General features: G+C 41.5%; 23 protein-coding genes. 8 read left to right on the top strand and 15 right to left on the bottom strand.

The window, feature by feature from the left end; genetic code table 11:
• Positions 1-107 precede the first annotated feature (107 nt).
• From ACESMA_RS11195 to ACESMA_RS11180, 4 genes are read right to left on the bottom strand one after another with little or no spacing between them, the layout of a single operon-like run.
• Positions 108-1886, bottom strand: coding sequence for an aminopeptidase P family protein (locus tag ACESMA_RS11195; protein WP_372948903.1), 1779 nt, complete (start codon positions 1884-1886; stop codon positions 108-110).
• A complete protein-coding gene (locus ACESMA_RS11190) occupies positions 1883-2407 on the bottom strand; it encodes an NUDIX domain-containing protein (protein WP_372948902.1) in 525 nt (174 codons plus the stop codon). The genes ACESMA_RS11195 and ACESMA_RS11190 overlap by 4 nt, the downstream gene beginning before the upstream one ends.
• A complete protein-coding gene (locus ACESMA_RS11185; protein ID WP_372948901.1) occupies positions 2407-3309 on the bottom strand; it encodes an alpha/beta hydrolase in 903 nt (300 codons plus the stop codon). The genes ACESMA_RS11190 and ACESMA_RS11185 overlap by 1 nt, the downstream gene beginning before the upstream one ends.
• Position 3310: 1 nt before the next feature.
• A complete protein-coding gene (locus ACESMA_RS11180) occupies positions 3311-3847 on the bottom strand; it encodes a hypothetical protein (protein ID WP_372948900.1) in 537 nt (178 codons plus the stop codon).
• Positions 3848-3960: 113 nt separating this feature from the next.
• Here ACESMA_RS11180 and ACESMA_RS11175 point away from each other — a divergent pair, with 113 nt between their 5' ends.
• Positions 3961-4587: a LysE family translocator gene (locus ACESMA_RS11175; RefSeq protein WP_372948899.1), complete on the top strand. Its 627-nt coding sequence runs from the start codon at positions 3961-3963 to the stop codon at positions 4585-4587.
• A 16-nt stretch (positions 4588-4603) separates the two neighbouring features.
• Here ACESMA_RS11175 and ACESMA_RS11170 read toward each other — a convergent pair whose 3' ends face one another.
• The 3 genes from ACESMA_RS11170 to ACESMA_RS11160 form a co-directional block, all read right to left on the bottom strand.
• Complete coding sequence (locus ACESMA_RS11170) at positions 4604-5407, bottom strand: SDR family oxidoreductase (RefSeq protein WP_372948898.1); 804 nt, start codon at positions 5405-5407, stop codon at positions 4604-4606.
• A gap of 277 nt (positions 5408-5684) precedes the next feature.
• The gene (locus tag ACESMA_RS11165; protein WP_372948897.1) at positions 5685-6815 is read right to left on the bottom strand and encodes an aldose epimerase family protein; all 1131 of its coding nucleotides are present in this window, start codon (positions 6813-6815) and stop codon (positions 5685-5687) included.
• Between the two features lie 255 nt (positions 6816-7070).
• Complete coding sequence (locus tag ACESMA_RS11160) at positions 7071-7865, bottom strand: hypothetical protein (RefSeq protein ID WP_372948896.1); 795 nt, start codon at positions 7863-7865, stop codon at positions 7071-7073.
• 250 nt (positions 7866-8115) lie between these two features.
• On the opposite strand from ACESMA_RS11160, the gene ACESMA_RS11155 reads away from it, so the two are divergent.
• Together ACESMA_RS11155 and ACESMA_RS11150 are read left to right on the top strand one after the other, a co-directional pair.
• A complete protein-coding gene (locus ACESMA_RS11155) occupies positions 8116-9555 on the top strand; it encodes an MATE family efflux transporter (protein WP_372948895.1) in 1440 nt (479 codons plus the stop codon).
• Positions 9556-9723: 168 nt separating this feature from the next.
• A complete protein-coding gene (locus tag ACESMA_RS11150) occupies positions 9724-10512 on the top strand; it encodes an SDR family oxidoreductase (protein WP_372948894.1) in 789 nt (262 codons plus the stop codon).
• 209 nt (positions 10513-10721) lie between these two features.
• Here the strand turns inward: ACESMA_RS11150 and ACESMA_RS11145 are convergent, their stop codons facing one another.
• Positions 10722-11210 (bottom strand): hypothetical protein, encoded by a 489-nt coding sequence (locus ACESMA_RS11145; protein ID WP_372948893.1) that lies wholly within the window; start codon positions 11208-11210, stop codon positions 10722-10724.
• Positions 11211-11421: 211 nt separating this feature from the next.
• On the opposite strand from ACESMA_RS11145, the gene ACESMA_RS11140 reads away from it, so the two are divergent.
• Positions 11422-11712, top strand: a complete 291-nt coding sequence (locus ACESMA_RS11140) for a nucleotidyltransferase family protein (protein WP_372948892.1) — start codon at positions 11422-11424, stop codon at positions 11710-11712.
• Positions 11713-12072 (top strand): DUF86 domain-containing protein, encoded by a 360-nt coding sequence (locus ACESMA_RS11135; RefSeq protein WP_372948891.1) that lies wholly within the window; start codon positions 11713-11715, stop codon positions 12070-12072.
• Between the two features lie 187 nt (positions 12073-12259).
• Here ACESMA_RS11135 and rplT read toward each other — a convergent pair whose 3' ends face one another.
• The 6 genes from rplT to mazG all read right to left on the bottom strand — a co-directional run bounded on the left by rplT (position 12260) and on the right by mazG (position 16977).
• Positions 12260-12604: a 50S ribosomal protein L20 gene (gene rplT / locus ACESMA_RS11130; protein ID WP_372948890.1), complete on the bottom strand. Its 345-nt coding sequence runs from the start codon at positions 12602-12604 to the stop codon at positions 12260-12262.
• Positions 12605-12711: 107 nt separating this feature from the next.
• On the bottom strand, positions 12712-12909 hold the full coding sequence (gene rpmI / locus ACESMA_RS11125) for a 50S ribosomal protein L35 (protein WP_372948889.1): 198 nt from the start codon (positions 12907-12909) through the stop codon (positions 12712-12714).
• 36 nt (positions 12910-12945) lie between these two features.
• Positions 12946-13470, bottom strand: a complete 525-nt coding sequence (gene infC, locus ACESMA_RS11120) for a translation initiation factor IF-3 (RefSeq protein WP_372948888.1) — start codon at positions 13468-13470, stop codon at positions 12946-12948.
• Positions 13471-13529: 59 nt separating this feature from the next.
• Complete coding sequence (gene thrS / locus ACESMA_RS11115) at positions 13530-15479, bottom strand: threonine--tRNA ligase (RefSeq protein WP_372948887.1); 1950 nt, start codon at positions 15477-15479, stop codon at positions 13530-13532.
• An 84-nt stretch (positions 15480-15563) separates the two neighbouring features.
• On the bottom strand, positions 15564-16076 hold the full coding sequence (locus tag ACESMA_RS11110; protein WP_372948886.1) for a hypothetical protein: 513 nt from the start codon (positions 16074-16076) through the stop codon (positions 15564-15566).
• A gap of 124 nt (positions 16077-16200) precedes the next feature.
• On the bottom strand, positions 16201-16977 hold the full coding sequence (mazG, locus tag ACESMA_RS11105) for a nucleoside triphosphate pyrophosphohydrolase (protein WP_372948885.1): 777 nt from the start codon (positions 16975-16977) through the stop codon (positions 16201-16203).
• A 132-nt stretch (positions 16978-17109) separates the two neighbouring features.
• Here mazG and ACESMA_RS11100 point away from each other — a divergent pair, with 132 nt between their 5' ends.
• From ACESMA_RS11100 to ACESMA_RS11090, 3 genes are all read left to right on the top strand, one after another.
• Complete coding sequence (locus ACESMA_RS11100) at positions 17110-18111, top strand: PhoH family protein (RefSeq protein WP_372948884.1); 1002 nt, start codon at positions 17110-17112, stop codon at positions 18109-18111.
• Between the two features lie 42 nt (positions 18112-18153).
• Positions 18154-19104 (top strand): phosphoribosylaminoimidazolesuccinocarboxamide synthase, encoded by a 951-nt coding sequence (locus ACESMA_RS11095; RefSeq protein WP_372948883.1) that lies wholly within the window; start codon positions 18154-18156, stop codon positions 19102-19104.
• 74 nt (positions 19105-19178) lie between these two features.
• Positions 19179-19694 carry a TlpA family protein disulfide reductase gene (locus tag ACESMA_RS11090; protein WP_372948882.1) on the top strand — a complete coding sequence of 172 codons (516 nt, stop codon included), beginning with the start codon at positions 19179-19181 and terminating at the stop codon, positions 19692-19694.
• 9 nt (positions 19695-19703) lie between these two features.
• Here the strand turns inward: ACESMA_RS11090 and ACESMA_RS11085 are convergent, their stop codons facing one another.
• Positions 19704-21782 carry an acetate--CoA ligase family protein gene (locus tag ACESMA_RS11085; protein WP_372948881.1) on the bottom strand — a complete coding sequence of 693 codons (2079 nt, stop codon included), beginning with the start codon at positions 21780-21782 and terminating at the stop codon, positions 19704-19706.
• Positions 21783-21812: the final 30 nt, after the last annotated feature.

Genomic DNA, 21812 nt, shown 5'->3' with positions numbered 1-21812 from the left:
GTTGAGCGAAGTCTAAACATCTGTTCTTCATACGTATAGATTCTTCGACTACGCTCAGAATGACAGGAACAATAACTTTTGAGACAGCCTCAGTTTTTAAACGAAATCTAAACATCCTTTGTCAGCTCCTCCAAAAATCCAAACAACTCTTTCCTTATCAGCGGCTTTAATTGCTGCCGGACCAAATTGTGATAACTGTTCAGCCATTCCCTCTCTTTTTCTGAAAGAATGCTGAAATCAATTAACCGGGTGTCGATGGGACAAAGTGTAAGCGTTTCGAAACCAAAAAAATGGCCAAACGTGGTAGTTTCTTTTTCCACACAAACGATCATATTTTCGGTGCGGATGCCGTATTCGCCTTCGCGGTACAACCCGGGTTCATTGGACATAACCATGCCTGGTAAAATTGAAATTTCGCTATATTCCTTACGGATGGACATGGGCCCTTCGTGCACATTCAAAAAATGCCCAACCCCGTGCCCTGTTCCGTGACCGTAATTCAGTCCGTTTTCCCACAAAGCTTTGCGTGCCAGAATATCCAAATGGCAACCTTTTGTTCCGGCAGGAAATTTTGTTATTGTCAGGGCAATCATTCCTTTCAGCACCAGGGTAAAATCGGTTTTCTGCTGTTGTGTAACTTCACCCAACGCCACCGTGCGGGTAATATCGGTTGTTCCCTGCAAATATTGCCCGCCCGAATCGAACAACAAAATTCCATCTGCTTCAAGTGGCAGCGCATTTTCGGCACCAACATTCAGGTGAACAATGGCTCCGTGCTCTTTGTACCCCACAATGGGAGCAAAGCTTTCGCCTTTAAAATCGTTCTGCCGCGAACGGAATTCAGCCAGTTTGCGGCCGGCAGTGTATTCGGTAACTGTACCTTTTCCCACATTTTCCCTGAGCCAGAAAAGAAACTCCAGCAAGGCCACCCCGTCTTTTTTCATGGCGTCGCGGAAACCGGCAAGCTCAGTTTTGTTTTTTTGGGCTTTCAGCAACGCAACCAACGATGTTCCCTCAACCAGTTTATTTTCAGAATGAAGCGCACCGTAAACAGCAAAACCGGCAGAACCTGAATCGATAAAAATTCTCTTTCCGCGCACAGATTTTAACCAAACCGGGAAATTACTGTAAGGTATCAGGGTAATTTTTTCCTTTTCAAAATGGGTTTTCAAATCGTGAGGAACTTTGGCTTCGTCAACAAACAAAATCCAGTCATTTTTCCCAACTATGCCATAGCCGGCAAATACCGGGTTGTAGGGAATGTCGGAACCTCTGAGGTTAAAAACCCAGGCTAGTTCGTCGAGGGTAGTGATTACCTGAAAATCAGCATCGTATTTTTTCAGTTCGGCAGTTAGCAAATCCTTTTTATCTTTTCTTGAAAGTCCAACATAATGATGTTTCAATTCGAAAACCAAATCAGTTGGCATTTCGGGGCGGTTTTCCCAGATTTTTTCAAACAAATCGGGTGTTTCCACCATGCTGATGCCGGCCTTGTTCAGGCAATTATCCAGATTTCTGAATGCTGAAACCGACAGGGTTTGCGGATCGAAACCCACTTTGCTTCCTGCCTGCAGCTTTTTAGCCAGCCATTTTTCCGGTGGAACAGCCTCCGCAATGCGCAGTTTATACATTTTTATTCCTGCACCTTTCAGTTGTTCTTCAGCCTGCAAAAAATAGCGCGAATCGGTCCAAAGCCCGGCTTCTTCCTGGGTTACCACCACCACGCCATAAGAACCGGTGAACCCGGAAATATAAGCGCGGGTTTGCCAGCGGTCGGGCAAATATTCACTGGCATGCGGGTCGGTGCCCGAAATGTACCAGGCATCGAGGTTGAGCCTGAGCAACTCCATTCGAAGGGCTTTTATTCTGTGGCGGATTTCATTCATTTTCTGAAAAATTGTTTTACAAAATAGTTTATTGACGGGGCCGGAATCTGGTTGAAATCAATTTCATTTTCAGCATAAAACCGGAAATCCAGAATATCGTCCTGGGCTTTTAACCCGGAAACAGTTTCGGGAATTACACGAAAAGCCATGTCGAGCGTAAACACGCTAATGCCTGAAAAAATATATTCATTGGGCGCTGAAGTAAAGTATTCCATTGATTTTACTTTCATTCCCAGCTCCTCAAAAAGTTCGCGTTCAACAGCTTCCTCGGCTGATTCACCCGGGTCGATAAATCCGCCGGGTAAATCCAGTTTTCCGTAATCCGGTTCCACAGCGCGCGTGGTGAGCAGCAATTTTCCTTCAGGATTAACCACCAAAGCAGCCACGGCAGCAGCCGAATTCACATAAAAATGAAACCCGCAATTGGTGCATTTTAACGACAAATCAGCATGAGAATTTAATTCAGGTGAACCACATTTCGGGCAAAATTTCAGCACATTCAGCGGATGGGTAGATTGCATCAGTTTATTACTTTAAAAGCTTTCAGCCAGTTGTAAAACAGTTCGGGCCAGTTATCAACGGGAAGGGTTTTTTTGTTCATTCCAAAACCGTGTCCTCCTTCGGCAAAAATGTGCATTTCGGCGGGCACATTATTTTTTTTCAGCGCCAGGTAAAATTCGACTGAATTTCGCGGAACCACACTTTTGTCATCGTCGGCCAGAACAAGAAAGGTGGGTGGCGTTTCGGGCGAAACATGCAGTTCGTTGGAATATTTTTCAACCAGTTCCCAGTTGTTGCCTTCGCCAATAAGGTTTTTACGCGAACCCATGTGGCCAAACTCTTCGCGGAACGTGATTACCGGATAAAGCAGCAACATAAAATCGGGGCGGCTACTTATTTTTTCAAGTGGCTCGCTGCTTTCCTTATTTCCATAATCGAAACGGGTTCCAACAGTTGAAGCCAGATGGCCGCCTGCCGAAGAACCGGCAATTCCTATTTTTTCAGGATGAATTCCCCACTCTTCGGCATTGCTGCGCACAATGCGCATGGCCTGCCGTGCATCGCCCGAAGGAATTTCGTGGTGACCATAAGGCAGCCGGTATTTCAGCACAATTCCGGCCACGCCTTTTTCCTGCAGCCATTCTGCCATTTGGTAGCCTTCGTGGTCCATGGCTTCAATCCAATAGCCGCCACCGGGACAAATGACCACAGCCGCGCCGGTATTTTTTTCCTTTTCCGGCAGGTAAACATACATTTCGGCTTCCGAAACATTACGTACCCGGACACCTTCGAACTTTTCTTCCGGTTCGTCCATACCATTGTGGTTTGGCGCTCCGTTGGGCCAAACTTTTAAGGTTATATCCTGTGCATTCAAACTAAAAGTGATTAAAAAAAGGGTTACAAAAAAAGCTATTTGTCTCATTTTATTTCGATTTAGCGCCAACAAAAAAGTGTTCCTTTTCGGCAAACAGTACGTTAAACGTTGTAAGTGAACCGTAAATTCGGGTAATATATTGCTGAAGGTTCACCTTTTCCTCGTCGGTGAGCACACTGTTGCTGTTTATGTTTTGCTCGAGTACACGGAGGCGGTCGCGCAACATTACTATTTTATGGAAAAATGCTTCGACGGGAATTTCCTTGGGTTTCAGTTCAGGATTTGCCGGCTGCAAAAGCAGTGTTCCGCCTTTCCATTTATCGCCCAAAGGCACAATTGCATTCAACGCTCCGTATTGATCGAGAACGTATTTGATGGCACTTTCCACTTCGGTGATGGTAATTCCTTTGTGTGGAGGCGCATCCACATTTTTTTCCAAAACAGTTAAATCGGTATTTCGTTTGGTCATTTCAATTTTACCACCTTTTTCGAAAAAAATTTCGTAAGCAGTAAGTTTGTTTTTACTTATGATTCCTTCTCCGTAGCGGGGATGTTCCACGCGGGTACCAACTGATAGTTCTTCCATTTTTTAATCTTCTCATTAAGTTAACGCAAAGGTAAAAGTAAAAATATTTTATTGCGGAACGGCGGGCAATTTTAAAAATCGATATTGTATTCAAAAAAAACTATTTTTGCCGCATGTTAATGTATCTTTTAGTTGAAGGAATTCTAATCGGTTTTTTGGCTTCAATACCACTCGGACCGGTGAATATTTTAGTTATACAGCGCACCATAAGCAACAGCCGGAAGGAAGGTTTTTATTCCGGGTTGGGCGTTGCTTTGTCTGATACTTTGTATGCCAGTTTTGCGGCATTCAGCGTGGGATTCATTCTTCAATTCATAAAAGAATATGACCTGGTTTTCAGAATCACTGTTTCGCTTTTACTGCTTTTGCTGGGCTTTTTCATTTTTTTTACCAACCCTGGAAAAAACAGAAGCACCGGCGAAACCGGAAAAGGCAACTACCTTAAACGGTTCGCTTCCACCTTTTTACTCACGGTATCAAATCCGCTGATTATTTTTCTGCACCTGGCTTTGTTTACCAGTTTTGGAATTGCCCTGAACGTGAATCATCCCTCAGAGGCGTTTGTCGTTTTACTGGGTTTTTTGGCGGGTGCCGTAACCTGGTGGTTTTCCATTACCGGAATTGTAAGCCGGTTCAGGAATTTTTTCAGCCTGAAAATATGCCTCTGGTTTAACCGGATTGCCGGAAGCTTAATCATTCTCCTGATTACCGGTTCGCTTATCTTTTTTTTCTTGCCATAAATAGCAACCTTAAGCTTTATTTAAAAGGCGAATCAGGCTCTCTGGCAAAAATTTTATACGACATTTTATCGATAAAACGTGGGAAAAATTTGGAAAGGAATACGGTCAGTTTTCCTTCGGCAAAAGTGAGTACCAATTCTCTTTTTTGTTTCTGAACAGCATTAAAAATATGGACTGCACATTCTTCTGCCGACATCATTTTATTTTCGTTCCGGGGAGTTTCGCCTTGTTGTTTCCCTTCACCGTTAAGGGCAGATTTTCGGATTTCGGAGGTAGTAAATCCCGGAGCAGCAATGAGCACATGCAGTCCGGTTTTCAGATTTTCAACCCTGACAGTTTCCAAAAAACCACGAACGGCAAATTTTGAGGCAGAATATCCGGTCCGCCCGGGTAATCCAATATAACCGCCAACAGAAATAACTCCTACCAGCGAACCTTTTGTTTTCAACAAATGCGGCAATGCAAACCTGGTACAATAAACTGTTCCCCAGTAGTTCACATCCATAACTTTACGCATCACCTCCATTTCGGTCTGGTTAAAAAGCGCGCGCATGGAAATGCCGGCATTGTTTATCAGCACATCAATCCTGCCAAATTTTTCTATCGTTCTATTTATTAGATTTTCGCAATCAGATTCTACAGTCACATCGGTTCTTACCGGGAAAATTTCAGTATTTTCAATGCGCTTCTGCAATTCTTTTAACCTGTCTTCGCGGCGGGCAGCCAGAACCACACTCCAGCCTTCTGCAGCATATTTTTCGGCCAGCGCCTTTCCAATTCCGGATGATGCTCCGGTGATTATGACTACTTTTTTTTGCATAAATAAACCCTTAACGGGTAATTCCACATTAGAAAATTTGATTGACGAAAGTATAAAATTTTAAGCTACTCAGGCAGAAAATCGACATCATTAAAATAAAAATATAAGTGTTAAACAGCAAGCCCGTTAAATTCTGACTGGAACAAATCGCATTTTTCAGCCTTTATTCGGCTGAATTGCAGAACGATTTTTTTAAAACTTCACGTAAACAAAACTTTCAGACAGGAAAATTTCGGCAGATATTTCCAATGCATTTTCAATATTTTTACAGGAAAAGTTATTGTTTAACCGAAAGTTTATAGATAGTGGTTGATTTATAAACTTCGCCCGCATTTAAAAGCGTTGAAGGGAAACCGGGTTGATTCGGACTGTCGGGAAAATGCTGGGTTTCCAAACAAAAACCGGTGCGGGCACCATACGGTTTTCCACTATTTCCAATTTCGGTTCCTTTCAGGTGATTTCCGGTGTAAAGCTGAACTCCGGGTTCGGTGGTAAAAACTTCCATATACCGTCCACTTTCGGGTTCAAAAGCACTTGCTGCAAAAGCCAGTTCGTCAGCCTCTTTATTAATAACATAATTGAAGTCGTAACCCGATGCAAATTTAAGTTGTGGATGGTCAGCATCAATTCTTTCACCAACGGAATGAGGCGAAGTAAAATCGAGCGCTGTTCCCCTGATGTCCACAATTTCTCCGGTCGGAATCATGCTGTTATCCACAACCGGAGTTGCTTTATCAGCATTAATTACCAGCACATGGTCCAGAATATCACCGTTTCCTTCACCCCTCAAATTAAAATAGCTGTGATTGGTCAGGTTAATATGTGTGGGTTTGTCGGTAGTAACTTCGTAATCAATTTTCAGCTCATTATCATCGGTAAGTGTGTAAGTTACTTTTGCTTTTTTGTTTCCCGGAAAACCATATTCCCCGTCTGCACTTTCGAGCATAAATGTGGTTACATTTCCGTTTTTTTCAAAATCCCAAACTTTTCGGTACCAACTGTCCGGACCGGAATGCAAACAGGCATCGCCATTATTCACCGGCAATTGAAAAGTTTCTTCGCCAATGGTAAATTGTGCATTGGCAATGCGGTTGGCAAACGGCCCAACAACAGCTCCATGACTTGCGCCATATTGCTGATATTCAGCCAATGAGTTGAATCCAAGCAAAATATCGGCTAAGTTCCTGTTTTTATCGGGTGCATAAATGGAAATTATTTTTGCACCATAATTGGTAAGGGTAACTACCATTCCATTTTCGTTTTCCATGGTAAACATCCGGGTGGTTTTCCCATCAATTAATCCCTCGAAATCTGATTTTGAGTAAGGCATTTCTATTTCATTTTTAGTTGTGGAAGTGCATGCTGCAAAAACAGCAATAAGCAGTAACAGGCTAATTCTTTTTTTCATTGTGAGTATTTTTTTCATCTCATTATAATTGTTAATTTTCAACTGTATTCGATGGAACTCCCATGAAAATTACAATGTCACTCGTTTGTTAATAATTTTATTCATGATCGTTTCATACAGAAATTTCGAAATTGATTTTTTACTGGGCTAAAATACAAATTCGTGTTGAAAACGCTGCTTTTTCGGTGAAAGATTCTAGCACGAAAACTTCAGCAGACGGGTCTGTCTTTTTTCATGTGCTTCCCAAATGCTGATTTAAACTTTTCTTTTCAGGTAATCGGGAAGGTTTTCATGCGGAAATTCAATTTCAATTACATCGCCTTCTTTCCATTTTTTGGCAATAATGCAATATTGGCCCGGCTGAGCAAAATATTTCACGCCTTTAACAGTAACTGAGGTTCCTTCAGCCCAAACTGGGATACGCACAAAAACTTCGATGTAACGTTTTATTTCCATATTGAAATTTATACGGATACTTCCACTTTCGGGGAAACTGGTTTTCTGGGCAATTTTAACTCCTCCGCCAAGCGTGTGTTGATAGCTGATTTCCTTTGGTAAAAAAAGATTTATATGAATATGATCCACATTTTTAGTGAAAATATAGGGCGAAACAAGGGAATCAAAAAGTTGAGATTCACCAGCGAAACTATTCCAGGCAATTTTTTCCATTTCTTCAGTAAAGCGGGCTTCACCTGTAAGCTGAAACAAAAATCCGGTAATTTGAAACCATTGGAGATTTTCTTCCTGAGTTAATTGATGCGATGATGTGTTGTTTTTAAATTTTTGCCAGGAAGCCAGAAATTTCTCCAATTCAAATCCTTCATTTTCCTGAAGGTACATTTTCTGAAAACCAGATAATTCATTCAGCGCAGCAAACATTTCACCAGTAGCGGCTTGAAGGTTTTTCTGTTCAGTTATAAATTCATTTTTTAAGGGCGATTCTTCTCCAGTTAAGACAATGGGATGAGTTGCCATTTCAGGAAACTTTTCGTGGCGACTGCAAGATATGATTAACTGAAAAAAAATACCGAGAAGAAAAATCCGTTTCATGTAAATTCAAGTTCAAAATTCAGAAATAGTAACATCAAACTCATTTCAGGGTTCAGCCAACACGTTAAATAATCAAATTCAAAAATACCTGACTGGCTTCAGTAAAATAAATCCATATATTTGTATCCTAATTTCAAGCATTTTTATTATGATTTAAACGCTCTTTTTCAATCAGTTTGAAATTCTTCAGACAAATCATTCAAAAAATATATTTATTGAATTCGGAATTATTTAAACAGTAACCATAAAAATGTTCGGGTACAAAATACAAAATTTTATTCCAGCCAGTGTTCGTTCAATCCAGCTAAAGCAACTCTGGAAAGATGTAAAAGAGGCCATTTCGGGAACCGAGCGGGATTTTACGGAAACCAGTCTGGGGCATGCCATTTTTATTCTGGCCGTACCCATGGTGCTTGAAATGATTATGGAATCGGTTTTTGCCGTGGTGGACATTTTTTTCGTTTCAAAACTGGGCTCGGGTGCCGTTGCAACGGTTGGCATTACTGAGTCGGTTATGACCATTGTTTATGCTGTTGGGGCCGGACTGAGCATGGCCACCACTGCCCTTGTGGCTCGCCGAATTGGAGAAAAGCGTAAAAAGGAAGCCGGAGAAGTGGCGTTTCAGGCCATATTGGTTGGTGTTTTTGTTTCACTTATAATTGGAATTCCCGGGGTGATTTTTGCCAAAGAATTTTTACTGCTGATGGGTGCCACCCCTGAGATGGCAGAAGAGGGTTGGCTTTACCCAGCTATTATTTTTGGCAGTAATTCGGTGGTTATGCTTTTATTTATCATTAACGCCGTTTTTCGCAGTTCGGGCGACGCAGCCATTTCGATGCGGGTGGTTTGGTTTGCCAACCTGATTAACCTTGTGCTGGATCCTCTGCTTATTTTCGGCATTGGTCCGTTTCCTGAACTGGGATTGGCAGGTGCTGCCGTTGCAACGGGCATTGGCCGCGGACTGGCGGTTATTTATCAGTTTTACCTGCTTTTCAAAGGTAATCACCGAATAAAATTATACCTGGCAAACATAAAAATCAAAGTTGCAGTGATGATGGAATTACTTCACATCTCCGGCGGCGGAATCATGCAAAACCTGATAGCCACTTCGAGCTGGATTTTTCTGGTACGAATTATTGCTGTAAGCGGTCCGGATGCTTTGGCAGGATATACCATTGCCATCCGGATAATTCTTTTTGCATTGCTTCCGGCCTGGGGGGTAAGTAATGCTGCTGCCACGCTGGTTGGGCAAAACCTGGGCGCAAAACACCCCGACCGGGCCGAAAAATCGGTTTGGATAACGGGTTATGTGAATATGGTCTTCATGGGCTTTATCGGATTAATTCTTGTTCTTTTTCCCGATTTTTTTATCCAATTGTTTATTCACGAACCTGCCGTGCTTGAAAACGGGGCAATGGCATTAAGAATAGTGAGTTTTGGATTTCTGTTCTATGCTTTAGGGATGGTGCTTATTCAGGGATTCAACGGAAGTGGCGACACATTTACCCCTACTAAAATCAACCTGGTTTGTTTTTGGCTGGTCGAAATTCCACTTGCATATTTACTTGCCATTGTTCTCGGTAAAGGATTGGCAGGAGCAAGTATTGCTATTGTTACCGCTGAAAGTTTACTCGCACTAATTGCATTTTTCCTTTTCAGAAAAGGAAAGTGGAAACTTCAAAAAGTGTGATAAATCCTTTTGCTCCAGAAATTATACCCTGTCAAATTACGGTCAGGAATAAACAATTTTTTTCGGAAAAGTAAAACTCAATTTTAGTTTTTAGTGTTGTACTTATTGTTATTTGCTGTCTGGGTTTTGCGATTTGATTACATTTAAATTTCTAATTTTTAATTGTCTATGAATTTAAATATTGAAGGAAAAGTATTTATGGTAGCCGCTTCCAGCAAGGGATTGGGGTTTGGCATTGCTCGCGAACTGGCCAAAAACGGCGCCACAGTTTGTTTAGCCAGCCGCACAAAAAATGAAGTGGAAGCGGCAGCTCAAAAATTGAGAACGGAAACAAATGCCACTGTTCATGCCTCGGTTTTTGATGCTTCGGAAGCAAAATCCATTGAAAACTGGGTGAACGAAGTGGTTCAGGCATTTGAACGCATTGACGGACTGGTAGTGAATGCCGGCGGACCGCCACCGGGAAATTTCGATGATTTTACTGACGACAACTGGCAGGCTGCCTTTAATCTGACATTGATGAGCGCGGTACGAATGATTCGCGGCGTTTTGCCCCACATGCGCTCCGGCGGCGGAGGTTCCGTTTTAACTATCACTTCGCTTTCGGTGAAGGAGCCGATTAACGGACTGCTGCTTTCCAACGTTTTCCGGTCGGGAGTTGCCAGCCTGGTAAAAAGTTTAGCCAACGAACTGGCCGGTGAAAATATTCGGGTAAACAATCTCATTCCCGGCCGTATCGACACCGACCGTGTAAAATCACTGGACAAAAACATTTCAGAAAAACAGGGCGTTCCGGTGGAAAAAATAAAAGAGCAACACGAAGCTTTAATTCCGCTGGGCCGTTACGGAACCACTGAAGAATTTGGCAAAGCCGGCGCATTTTTACTTTCCGATGCTGCCTCATATATTACCGGAGCAAGTTTGGTCGTGGATGGCGGGTTGCTGAAAGGAGTTTAACAGGAGTGGCGATTTTCAATCGTTAATTCTTTGCAAAATATTTTCAACGCGGAAAGTTTTGGAAAAACCCATTTTAAAAATTATAAACGAACAGGGAAACTCATTTTCACCCCGGCACTAATCCTTTCCCGAACCTCACCCATCCAGTTGTCTTTCAGTTTATATTTCACAAATGGAATAAACCGGATTGTAAGATTTTCTTTTATTGTCTAATTAAATCCTGTACCAAAATAAAGGTCGGCAGAAAATTTCGGACTTGAACTGTAATTCGTATTTTCCGTATTGTCTTTCCAGTCTCCAATATCGATGTTGTTTATATAAAGTTCTTTTCCTTTCACGAGCCATCCCGGATACAATCCAAATTCTGTAAAAAATTTCTGCTTGAATTCAATTCTCATAATAACAGGAAGATATAATTCATGTGCCGGCCTTTTAAAAAAACTTTTTCTACCAACAGAATATTTCCAAATACTGTAGAAATAACTTACGCCGGATGACAGGGATATTTTGCTGTTCAATCCAAACTCATAAAGAATTTCAGCACCGGGGTTGAGGGGAACAAAAGAATTATGTGAATATTTGTCTTTATAAAAACTAAATTGAGGGTTTATAATTAATGCTGAGGTTTTGTCTTGTGCAAAGCAAGAAATGGTTACAAGCAGAAGAATTACGGCAATAATAATGTACCTGCTTTTCATTTTACTGGTTTTTTATTCAGACAGATAAAGAAATAAAAAGGTTGAGTTAAAAACAAGGGTATTCTACGCGAGATTTTAATTAATAATTGGTTTGCCATGCAAATCAGATGTTTAGAAAGGTACTTCGGTATGTATAACAGATATATTGTTTGTGATGGTACCTCAAAATTTAAATGGTTCGTACGGTTGTAAAAATGCTTATATTTGGATTATGAAAACAAAAGATGATATTATAAATAAACTAAAAGAGTTGAAACCAGATCTTAAAAGAGATTACGCGGTTAAAGAAATTGGAATTTTCGGATCCTATTCTCTGGAAAATTACACTGATAACAGCGATATAGATATTTTGGTTGAACTCGAAAAACCGATTGGATGGAAATTCTTTTCTCTCGAAATATTCCTTGAAAAAATTTTTAACAGAAAAATTGATTTGGTTACTAAAAATGCTCTTAAAGACCAATTAAAGGAAAGAATTCTTAATCAAGTTACTTACATCTGATTGAAAAAAGACAGGTCATATATTATGTATTTTGAAGATATACTGCTTGCAATGAACCGTATAGCTGAATATATCGCTGATTACTCGTTTGCTGAATTTAAAAGGGATTATAAAACAGTTGATGCTGTTATTCGCAATTTTGAAATTTTAGGAGAAGCGGCTAAAAATCTTCCAAAAAATATTAAAGATAAATATTCAGAAATCCCTTGGTCGGAAATGTATTTACTTCGAAATAAAGTATCACATGAGTACTTTGGTGTCGATTATGAAATAATTTGGGATGTGGCTAAGAACTACCTCCCTGAAAACAAAATTCAAATAGAAGAAATATTGAATCGGGAAAGAAGAAAATCGGAGTAAGTAAGCTTCCAGTAAAAAACAACAAAATTATTGCACTTTTTGGGAATCTTGGTTTGTCCACAAGTCCTCAATAATCTTACACCGCGATTTTGAAATCGGCAATTGCAAATCGCCGGTCCCGGAAACAAAAAAACCCGGAAGAATCTCCCGGGCTTATTTCTATTTCACCTAAAATAAATACAGTCTGTTATTTTACTTTCTCAACGATTGCTTTGAACGCTTCAGGCTGGTTCATGGCCAAATCGGCCAGCACTTTCCTGTTGATTTCAATATCGTTTTTCTTCAACAATCCCATAAACTGCGAATACGACAATCCTTCAATACGGGCTGCGGCGTTAATACGCTGAATCCACAATGCACGGAAATTGCGTTTTTTGGTTTTCCTGTCGCGGTAGGCATATTGTTGCCCTTTTTCCCATGTATTTTTTGCGACGGTCCAAACATTTTTACGTGCTCCGAAATAACCTTTCGTCCTCTTCAGAATTTTTTTCCTTCGGGCACGTGATGCTGCATGATTTACACTTCTTGGCATACTTTTTACTTTTTTGGTTAAAGGCGATCCTGTACGCCGGTTGGCGGACAAAACACTTTAAAGCACAATAACCTGGTTAATTACTCTTTTTAATTTTTAAAAGGATTTTACTTCATGGCCAACATTTGCTTCACGTTATCCTCATTGGTCTTATCAATGATAGCCCAATAGGTAAGATTACGTTTACGCTTTGTACTTTTTTTAGTCAAAATGTGGCTTTTGTAGGCATGTTTCCTTTTAATTTTCCCTGTTCCGGTAAGCCTGAAACGTTTTTTGGCGCCGGAATTTGTTTTCATTTTTGGCATAATCCTACTTTGTTAAAATGTTATCAAAGAACTGTATTATTTCTTTTTAGGTGAAATCATCATTATCATTCGTTTTCCTTCCAGTTTGGGCATTTGCTCAACGGTGCCCAAATCCTCGAGTTCGGTGGCCAGTCTGAGCAGCAATATTTCGCCCTGCTCCTTAAACAAAATCGACCTGCCTTTAAAAAACACGTAGGCTTTAACCTTTGCTCCATCTTTCAGAAACTTTTCGGCGTGCCTCATTTTAAACTCGAAGTCGTGTTCGTCGGTTTGCGGTCCGAAGCGGATTTCTTTAACGACTACTTTAACCGCTTTGGCCTTCATTTCCTTTTGTTTCTTTTTCTGATGATAAAGAAACTTGGAATAGTCGGTAATTTTACAAACCGGCGGATCGGCTTTTGGCGAAATTTCCACCAAATCCAACTCCAACTCGTCGGCCATTCTTAACGCATCTCTTAATGGGTAAACACCTTGATTTTCGATGTTTTCGCCAACCAAACGTACCTGCGGTGAGGTAATATTCCTGTTAATTCTGTGTTGTGGCGCTGTATCCCTTCTCATGAAAGGACGGCCTCCTCCTCTTCTTTTAATAGCTATAGTTAAATCCTCCTATTATTTAGTTAGTTATACAATCCGGATAATTGACCTCTAACTTCATCTTCAACAAAACCGGCAAACTCACCAATTTGTTTTACTCCCATATCTCCTTCACCCTGTCGCCGAACTGAAACCGTTTCCGATTCTTGTTCTTTTTCGCCAACAATCAGTAAATAAGGTATTCTTTTCAGTTCGTTATCGCGTATCTTTCTACCAATCTTTTCATTACGATCGTCAACGAGGGTGCGAATATCGGAATTATTTAGCAAACTTGAAACTTTTTGAGCATATTCATTATACTTTTCACTGATTGGTAAAACAACCGCCTGTTCGGGAGCAAGCCACAGCGGGAATTTCCCGGCGGTGTGCTCAATCAGCACAGCCACAAAACGTTCCATCGATCCGAACGGGGCACGATGAATCATTACTGGCCGGTGCCGGTTATCATCAGCGCCAATATATTCGAGCTCAAACCGCTCAGGAAGATTATAATCCACCTGAATGGTGCCCAATTGCCAACTCCGTCCCAGTGCATCCTTAATCATAAAATCGAGCTTAGGGCCGTAAAAAGCAGCTTCTCCTTTTTCAGTAACGGTTTTCAATCCTTTTTCTTCACAAGCCTCAATAATTGCCTGCTCGGCCTTGTCCCAGTTTTCGGCTTTGCCAATGTATTTTTCCGGAGTTTCCGGGTCTCGCAGCGATATTTGGGCTGTGTAATCATCAAAACTCAGTGCTTTAAAAATGATAAAAATAATATCTATTACTTTTTTGAATTCATCTTTTAACTGGTCGGGACGGCAGAAAATATGCGCATCGTCTTGTGTAAAACCGCGCACGCGGGTCAGTCCGTGCAACTCGCCACTTTGTTCGTAACGATAAACCGTTCCGAATTCTGCCATCCGAATGGGCAGGTCTTTGTATGAATGTGGTTTTGCCTTGTAAATTTCACAATGATGCGGGCAGTTCATCGGTTTCAACAAATACTCTTCACCTTCAGCAGGCGTTTTTATAGGTTGAAACGAATCTTTCCCGTATTTTTCATAATGGCCTGAAATTTTATAAAGATTTACATCGCCAATATGTGGTGTAATCACCTGGTCGTAACCATACATTTTCTGAACCTTTTTCAGGAAATCTTCCAGTTGCATTCGCAACTGGGCACCTTTGGGCAACCATAACGGTAACCCCTGCCCTACTGCTTCGGAAAAGGTAAAAAGCTCCATCTCTTTGCCAATTTTGCGGTGGTCGCGTTTTTTGGCTTCTTCCAGCATCACCAGGTACTCTTCCAGCATTTTTTGTTTGGGGAAAGTGACCCCGTAAACACGGGTAAGCATCTGGTTTTTTTCGTTACCACGCCAGTAAGCGCCGGCAATAGAAGTGAGTTTTATGGCTTTTATGTAACCTGTGTTCGGCAAGTGCGGACCACGACATAAATCGGTAAAATTACCCTGATTGTACAAAGTAATGGTTCCGTCTTCCAATTCACCGATCAATTCCTGCTTTAATTCGTCATTTTTGGCGGTGAACATTTCCATCGCATCTTTTTTGGAAATTTCTTTACGCACGATTTCGTTTTTCTGACGAGCCAGTTCCAGCATTTTCTGCTCAATTTTCTGCAAATCTTTTTCAGTAAGTTGCTGTCCATTGGGCAGGGCAATATCGTAATAAAAACCAACATCAACAGTTGGCCCAATGCCGAATTTGGTGCCCGGGTAAAAATGTTCGATGGCTTCGGCCATAAGGTGTGCAGATGAGTGCCAGAATGCTTCCTGTCCTTGCCGATCGTCCCACGTGTGAAGTTTTATTGCTGCATCTTCAGTAATTTTCCGGGTCAAATCCCAAATTTCACCATTCACCGAAACCGACAAAACATCTTTTGCCAGCCGGGGCGAAATGGACTGTGCAATTTCCAAACCGGTAACCGGTTCCGGAAATTCTTTCACACTGTTATCAGGAAGCGTAATATTAATCATGTTTTACATTCTTTTTAAAAGAGGTGCAAAGATAATGAATCCATTAAAAACACAACTCTTTTGGGAAGGCAGATTTCAGAATGTTTAATTTAAAACCCGTTTTACGAAAAATGTACCTTCGGTAATGCTTATATCGGATTGGCCGGTGGCTTTTATTAAACCGCTGAAGGTGCCTTTTACTCCGGTTTCAGTTATTTCTGAAAGAGTAACCCTGGCATCGTAGTCAGCAGTTACTCCGGAACTGAAAACAGCTCCGGAATCTTTTTCTTTATGGGCTAAAAGCACTCCAACAGTTCCGTCAACAGAAACCGAATAACCGCTGAAGGTACTTTCGGTAATCGGAGCATTATTATACAATAACAATGAAAAATTGGAACTGGCGTCGTTCCATCCGCTGATTGTGGCTACATACTGATTACCGCTTTGAGCGAATCCGGCTGAAAGTCCTAACTGGTTTGTGTATTCCACAAGTGTTCCATTTGCTTTAAACCGCATGTAAAATTCTCCGGGCGTTTCATCGTCTTTTGAACAACTCACAAGCAAAATACCGGAAATAAGGATTGTAAGGGCTACAAAAAATCGTACTGCTTTTTTCATCGGTTATAAATTGAGGTGAATAAAATAATTAATGAAACAAAATCTTGATCGGAATTGTTCAATACTATTCAAAATCAACAATTTAAACCTATTTAAATATCAACAGAATCCTTTTTCGGAAAACCTAATCGTCCTTTTTCGCCTCTTCCCAAATCTCATCCATTTCGGCAAGCGACATATTGTGCAGATTTTTCCCTTCCATTAAAGTTTTACTTTCCAAATAGTTGAATCGTTTGATAAATTTCAGATTTGTGCGTTCCAAAGCAGCTTCGGGGTCAACTCCGTAAAGCCGGGCAGCATTTACCATGGCAAAAAACAGGTCGCCAAACTCGGCTTCAATTTTATCTTTGTCAACCTTGTCTATTTCATGGCTGAGTTCATTCACTTCTTCCTTCACTTTATCCCAAACCTGCTCTTTATATTCCCAATCGAAACCCACACCACTGGCTTTTTCCTGAATGCGGTTGGCTTTTACCAACGCAGGCATGGCGACAGGAACTCCTTCCAAAACCCTTTTGTTTCCACCTTTTTCTTTCAGTTTCAGTGCTTCCCAGTTTTCTTCCACTTTTTTAGACGAACCGTCAACATCAACATCGCCAAAAACATGTGGGTGCCGGTAAATCAGTTTTTTATTGATTCCTTCCAGCACATCACCCATATCGAAAGCTCCTTTTTCAGAACCGATTTTGGCATAAAATACAATGTGCAACATCAAATCGCCCAGTTCTTTTTTTATCTCCTGCAAATTGTTTTTCAAGATTGCATCCCCCAGTTCATATGTTTCTTCGATGGTCAGTTTCCTGAGCGATTCCAGCGTTTGTTCCCTGTCCCACGGGCATTTTTCCCGCAGTTCGTCCATAATATCGAGTAATTCCTTAAATGCCTTTACTTTTCGTTCCATACCAGTAAAATTTCAACGAAATTAACCATTCTGTAAAACTTCGGCCCGGTTTTTTCCGTTTAGTTTTCCACAATCAAATTTCGATTTAAATTTTGTAATTTTGAGCGGCAATTAACATTTTAAAAAGATATATTGGAGAAACAAATTCATTTGGAAGGGATTGACCCGCTGGAGTTTTTTGGGATAAACAACGTAAAAATGAACCTCATTAAGTCGTTGTTCCCAAAAATAAATCTTACCGCACGAGGTCATCTGCTTTACATTCAGGGAGAAGAAAAAGAGCTGAATAACTTTGAAAAAAAATTTGCGCAACTTCTCGATCACTATTACCAGTTTAATGTTATCACAGAAGAAACCATCCTTCAGATTTTTTCTTCGGGATTTTCGTCAATGGAAGAAAACGGAACTACCGAAAAAGACATTATTGTATTTGGGAACAGCGGAAAACCGGTGCGGGCACGAACTCCGAACCAGCGGGTTTTAGTTGATGAATGCAATAAAAACGATCTGATTTTTGCCATTGGTCCGGCAGGAACCGGAAAAACCTACACCGCAATTGCCTTGGCGGTTCGCGCCCTGAAAAACCGGGAAATCAAAAAAATTATTCTGAGCCGGCCAGCAGTTGAAGCGGGTGAAAACCTGGGTTTTTTGCCCGGCGATTTGAAAGAAAAAATCGACCCCTACCTGCAACCTTTGTACGATGCGTTGCAGGATATGATTCCACCGCGAAAACTGGAAGATTTCATGAAGGATGGCATCATAGAAATTGCCCCACTGGCCTTTATGCGTGGTCGAACCCTCAGCAATGCGTTTGTTATTCTGGATGAAGCACAAAACACCACCATCAACCAGTTGAAAATGTTTTTAACCCGAATGGGACTAAATGCCAAATTTATAGTCACCGGCGATGTAACCCAGATTGACTTGCCCAGACGGAGCAACTCAGGGTTAATTTTCGCTATGAAACTGCTTCAGAACATTGAATCCATTTCTGTTGTTCAATTCAATACAAACGATATTGTGCGCCACCGGCTGGTAAGGGATATTGTTGATGCGTATTCAAAATATTACGAGGATAAGGCTGAGGCAGAGGAGAATGCCAGGGAAAAGGCAAAAGAGAAGGCAAAAGATTAGGACTTAAAAGGAAAAATTAAAAACAATTTAAAATTAATAGCAATGAGTAACGCATTAACAAAAACTGATTTTCAATTTCCTGGACAAAGAAGTGTGTATCATGGGAAAGTACGCGATGTGTATAACATCAACAACGATTTGCTGGTGATGGTGGTTTCCGACCGCATTTCGGCTTTCGATGTGGTGTTGCCCGAAGGAATTCCATACAAAGGTCAGGTGCTGAACCAGATAGCAGAAAAATTTCTGGATGCCACTGCCGACATTGTACCCAACTGGAAAATTGCTTCGCCCGACCCCAATGTAACAGTGGGCCACATGTGCGAACCGTACAAAGTGGAGATGGTTATCCGCGGCTACTTAACCGGCCATGCGTGGCGCGAATACAAAGCAGGAAAACGCTCGCTGTGTGGCATTCCACTTCCCGAAGGAATGAAGGAAAATCAAAAGTTTGATGAGCCTATTCTTACACCAACTACCAAAGCAGAAACCGGCCACGATGAAGATATTTCGCGCGAAGAAATAATTGCACAGGGTTTGGTGGACAAGACTGAATACGAAATGCTTGAAGATTACACCCGCAAACTGTTTCAGCGCGGAACTGAAATTGCCGCCGAAAAAGGACTCATTCTGGTAGATACCAAATACGAATTCGGGAAAAAAGACGGCAAAATTTACCTCATCGATGAAATTCACACACCCGATTCATCACGTTATTTTTATGCCAAAGGTTACGAACAGCGACTTGCAGCCAATGAGCCGCAAAAACAGCTTTCGAAGGAATTTGTGCGTCAATGGCTCATTGCCAACGGGTTTCAGGGTAAAGAAGGCCAAACTGTTCCCGCAATGTCAGAAGAATTTGTGAACTCTGTTTCCGAAAGGTACATTGAACTTTTCGAAAACATTACCGGCGATACATTTGAAAAGTCGGACACTTCGAAAATCAAGCAGCGTATTGAAATTGCCGTAAACGAATTTTTGGTTTCACACTATTGATTCGATTTAATTCAAAATCCACAATAGTCATAGTATCACTTGAAGTGATGCTATGACTTTTTACCCATTCAAAAATGAAAACAAAACTTTCACTACTGATTTTAACATTCCTTTTTGGTATTGTTCAACTTTTTGCGCAGGACCAGTTTACCCTGGCAAAAGAAGGCCAGCCGGCGCCCGATTTTACTTACGAAATGAATGACGGGAAAACCCAAAAACTTTCCCAATTGAAAGGCAAAGTGGTCTGGATTACCTTTTTTGCCACCTGGTGCGGCCCCTGCCGGAAAGAGTTGCCACATCTGCAGAAAGACGTTTACGAAAAGTTTGGTAACCGAAATGACTTTGAACTGCTGGTCATTGGCCGGGAACATTCATGGGAAGAAATAAACAAATTCAAAAAAGAGCAAAATTTTAACCTGCCGTTTTATCCCGATCCGAAGAGGGAAATCTATTCGAAATATGCCGGTCAGAATATCCCCCGCAATTTTATTATCGATAAAACGGGAAAAATTGTGGTTTCTTCGGTGGGATTTAACGAGGAAGAATTTCAGAAATACATTGAAAAAACGGCAGAACTGCTTAAAAAGTAAGACCGGGTTTTATTTTTCAATCCGAATGCGCGCATCCACTGCCAGAATTTCCTTTTTGTTGCCAAGCAGGGGATTGATGTCGAGTTCCTTGATTTCTGTGGCTTGTCGCAATAAACTGGAAAGCCGGACGATAATTTCTTCGAAAAGCGGAATATTTACCCCTTCCTGCCGCCGGTACCCTTTCATCAGTTTGTACGATTTTAACTGTCTCAGCATCGATTTTGCCTCCTTTTTGGAAAGCGGAGCCAAACCTGATGCCACATCCTTTAAAACTTCCACATAAATTCCTCCCAGTCCGCAAAGTACCACATGCCCGAAATTCTGCTCGTAGGTTGCACCCAGAAAAAGTTCCAGTCCCGATGCCATTTGCGCCACCAAAACACTTTCCACCCCTTCAATTTCCTTCAGGTGGTGAAATTCTTTTCGAACACGGTCAATATTTCGAACATTCAGTATCACACCTCCAACATCGGTTTTATGCACCGGACCAACTACTTTCATTACCACCGGGAAACCAATATTCATAGCTGCCAGCACCGCTTCTGTTTCCGTTTTGGCTACAATTTCCTTTACCCTGGGAATTCCGGCTGCATCGAACAACCGGTGAATAATTTCAGGCGGCTGGTATCCGTTTTCTGCATTTTCAATGATGTTTCTGATGGCATCCACATCAATTCCCTTCAAAAAAACTTCGGATGTTGCCGGAGGGGGTGTATGAATCACTTTAGTGAGTGCACGACCAAGCAAAACCTCATCAGGAAAATTCACATTCCCATGCGAAAGAAAATAGGAAACATCTTCCTTCACATTAATAATAGATGGCAAAATCGGGTAAACCGGTTTTTTGCATTTTTTCATTTTTTTATCGAGCACCTCGTAAACATCGCGAATGGGGAAAAGTCCGGGGCTGCCAAAAATCACAGCCATGCCGTCCACATCGAAATCGTTTTCGCAGGCATCTACAATTTCACCCAGTTGTTCGGCTGTTCCGGTGGCCAAAAAATCAATCGGATTTTCCACCGACGAACCGGGAAACAATTTCTTTTTTAAAGCTTCTTTTTCAGGCGAATCTGAAATTTGCGGAATTTTCAGGCCACCGTCTTCCAGTGCATCGGTAAGCATCACACCCGGACCGCCGGCATGGGTAATAATGGCCAGTTTCCGACCTTTCAGCTCTTTACACATAAAAACATTGGCCACGGTGGTCAGCTCCTCGCGCCCAAAACAGCGAACAATACCAGCTTTTCTGAAAAGCGCTTCAACCGCAGCGTCCGAGCTGGTTAGCGCGCCGGTATGCGACGATGCCGCCCGGCTGCCGGCTTTTGAACTTCCGGCTTTAATGGCAGCAATTTTACAACCTTTACGGATAAGCGAAGAAGCATGAAAAAGCAATTTGTCGGGATTATCAATATTTTCGATATACAGCAATTTAACTCGTGAACTTACACCCGGTTTATAGTTTTCGTCCAGATAGGCCAAAACATCCTCCACTCCGGTTTGAGCGCTGTTACCCACCGAAAATACATTGGCAAACCGAAGCCCTTTGGGAATTCCCGATTCCATAATAAAAACGGCCGTAGCACCTGAGCCCGAAATGAAATCACAGCCGTGGGGAGTAAGCGGCGGAATGGGTGTGGTAAAAACACTGGCATGGTGAGGTGTCATCACACCAATGCAGTTGGGGCCAATCAGGCAGGCATTGTGCAAGTTAACCACATCCACAATCTGCTTCTCCAGCTTTTTACCATCCTCATTTGTTTCGCCAAAACCAGCCGAAATGATGATAAACGCTTTTGTATTTTTTTGGGATGCTAAAACTTTTACTGCCTGTAAACAAAACTGAGCTGGAATGGCCAGAATAGCCAAATCAACGTTCGGTAAATCTGCCACATCTGAAAAGGCAGGAATTCCCTGGATATCGGTTTCTTTGGGATTGACCACATAAATTTTCCCCTTATAGAAATGTTCAGTGAGATTTTTCACAATTTTTCCTCCGGGCTTCATAATGTTGTTTGAAGCACCTATTACCGCTATACTATCAGGTTTGAAAAGCTTTTCGTTTACCATGCCATACAGTTTATCCGGCATAAATGTACATATTTTGAATACACTGATTCC

The sequence above is a fragment of the Mariniphaga sp. genome, from assembly GCF_041687215.1.
Taxonomy (GTDB): domain Bacteria; phylum Bacteroidota; class Bacteroidia; order Bacteroidales; family Prolixibacteraceae; genus Mariniphaga.
The sequence above is the reverse complement of the archived record's forward strand: the minus strand, read 5'-3'. Positions and strand labels throughout refer to the sequence as shown.

Coding starts and splice junctions, on each gene's coding strand:
- ACESMA_RS11170 (WP_372948898.1), bottom strand. CDS start 5,407: ATGCAAAAAAAAGTAGTCATAATCACCGGAGCATCATCCGGAATTGGA.
- ACESMA_RS11140 (WP_372948892.1), top strand. CDS start 11,422: ATGAAAACAAAAGATGATATTATAAATAAACTAAAAGAGTTGAAACCA.
- rplT (WP_372948890.1), bottom strand. CDS start 12,604: ATGCCAAGAAGTGTAAATCATGCAGCATCACGTGCCCGAAGGAAAAAA.
- ACESMA_RS11160 (WP_372948896.1), bottom strand. CDS start 7,865: ATGAAACGGATTTTTCTTCTCGGTATTTTTTTTCAGTTAATCATATCT.
- ACESMA_RS11185 (WP_372948901.1), bottom strand. CDS start 3,309: ATGAGACAAATAGCTTTTTTTGTAACCCTTTTTTTAATCACTTTTAGT.
- ACESMA_RS11145 (WP_372948893.1), bottom strand. CDS start 11,210: ATGAAAAGCAGGTACATTATTATTGCCGTAATTCTTCTGCTTGTAACC.
- ACESMA_RS11090 (WP_372948882.1), top strand. CDS start 19,179: ATGAAAACAAAACTTTCACTACTGATTTTAACATTCCTTTTTGGTATT.
- ACESMA_RS11155 (WP_372948895.1), top strand. CDS start 8,116: ATGTTCGGGTACAAAATACAAAATTTTATTCCAGCCAGTGTTCGTTCA.
- ACESMA_RS11095 (WP_372948883.1), top strand. CDS start 18,154: ATGAGTAACGCATTAACAAAAACTGATTTTCAATTTCCTGGACAAAGA.
- thrS (WP_372948887.1), bottom strand. CDS start 15,479: ATGATTAATATTACGCTTCCTGATAACAGTGTGAAAGAATTTCCGGAA.
- ACESMA_RS11110 (WP_372948886.1), bottom strand. CDS start 16,076: ATGAAAAAAGCAGTACGATTTTTTGTAGCCCTTACAATCCTTATTTCC.
- ACESMA_RS11195 (WP_372948903.1), bottom strand. CDS start 1,886: ATGAATGAAATCCGCCACAGAATAAAAGCCCTTCGAATGGAGTTGCTC.
- ACESMA_RS11180 (WP_372948900.1), bottom strand. CDS start 3,847: ATGGAAGAACTATCAGTTGGTACCCGCGTGGAACATCCCCGCTACGGA.
- mazG (WP_372948885.1), bottom strand. CDS start 16,977: ATGGAACGAAAAGTAAAGGCATTTAAGGAATTACTCGATATTATGGAC.
- ACESMA_RS11190 (WP_372948902.1), bottom strand. CDS start 2,407: ATGCAATCTACCCATCCGCTGAATGTGCTGAAATTTTGCCCGAAATGT.
- ACESMA_RS11175 (WP_372948899.1), top strand. CDS start 3,961: ATGTTAATGTATCTTTTAGTTGAAGGAATTCTAATCGGTTTTTTGGCT.
- rpmI (WP_372948889.1), bottom strand. CDS start 12,909: ATGCCAAAAATGAAAACAAATTCCGGCGCCAAAAAACGTTTCAGGCTT.
- ACESMA_RS11150 (WP_372948894.1), top strand. CDS start 9,724: ATGAATTTAAATATTGAAGGAAAAGTATTTATGGTAGCCGCTTCCAGC.
- ACESMA_RS11085 (WP_372948881.1), bottom strand. CDS start 21,782: ATGCCGGATAAACTGTATGGCATGGTAAACGAAAAGCTTTTCAAACCT.
- infC (WP_372948888.1), bottom strand. CDS start 13,470: ATGAGAAGGGATACAGCGCCACAACACAGAATTAACAGGAATATTACC.
- ACESMA_RS11165 (WP_372948897.1), bottom strand. CDS start 6,815: ATGAAAAAAAGAATTAGCCTGTTACTGCTTATTGCTGTTTTTGCAGCA.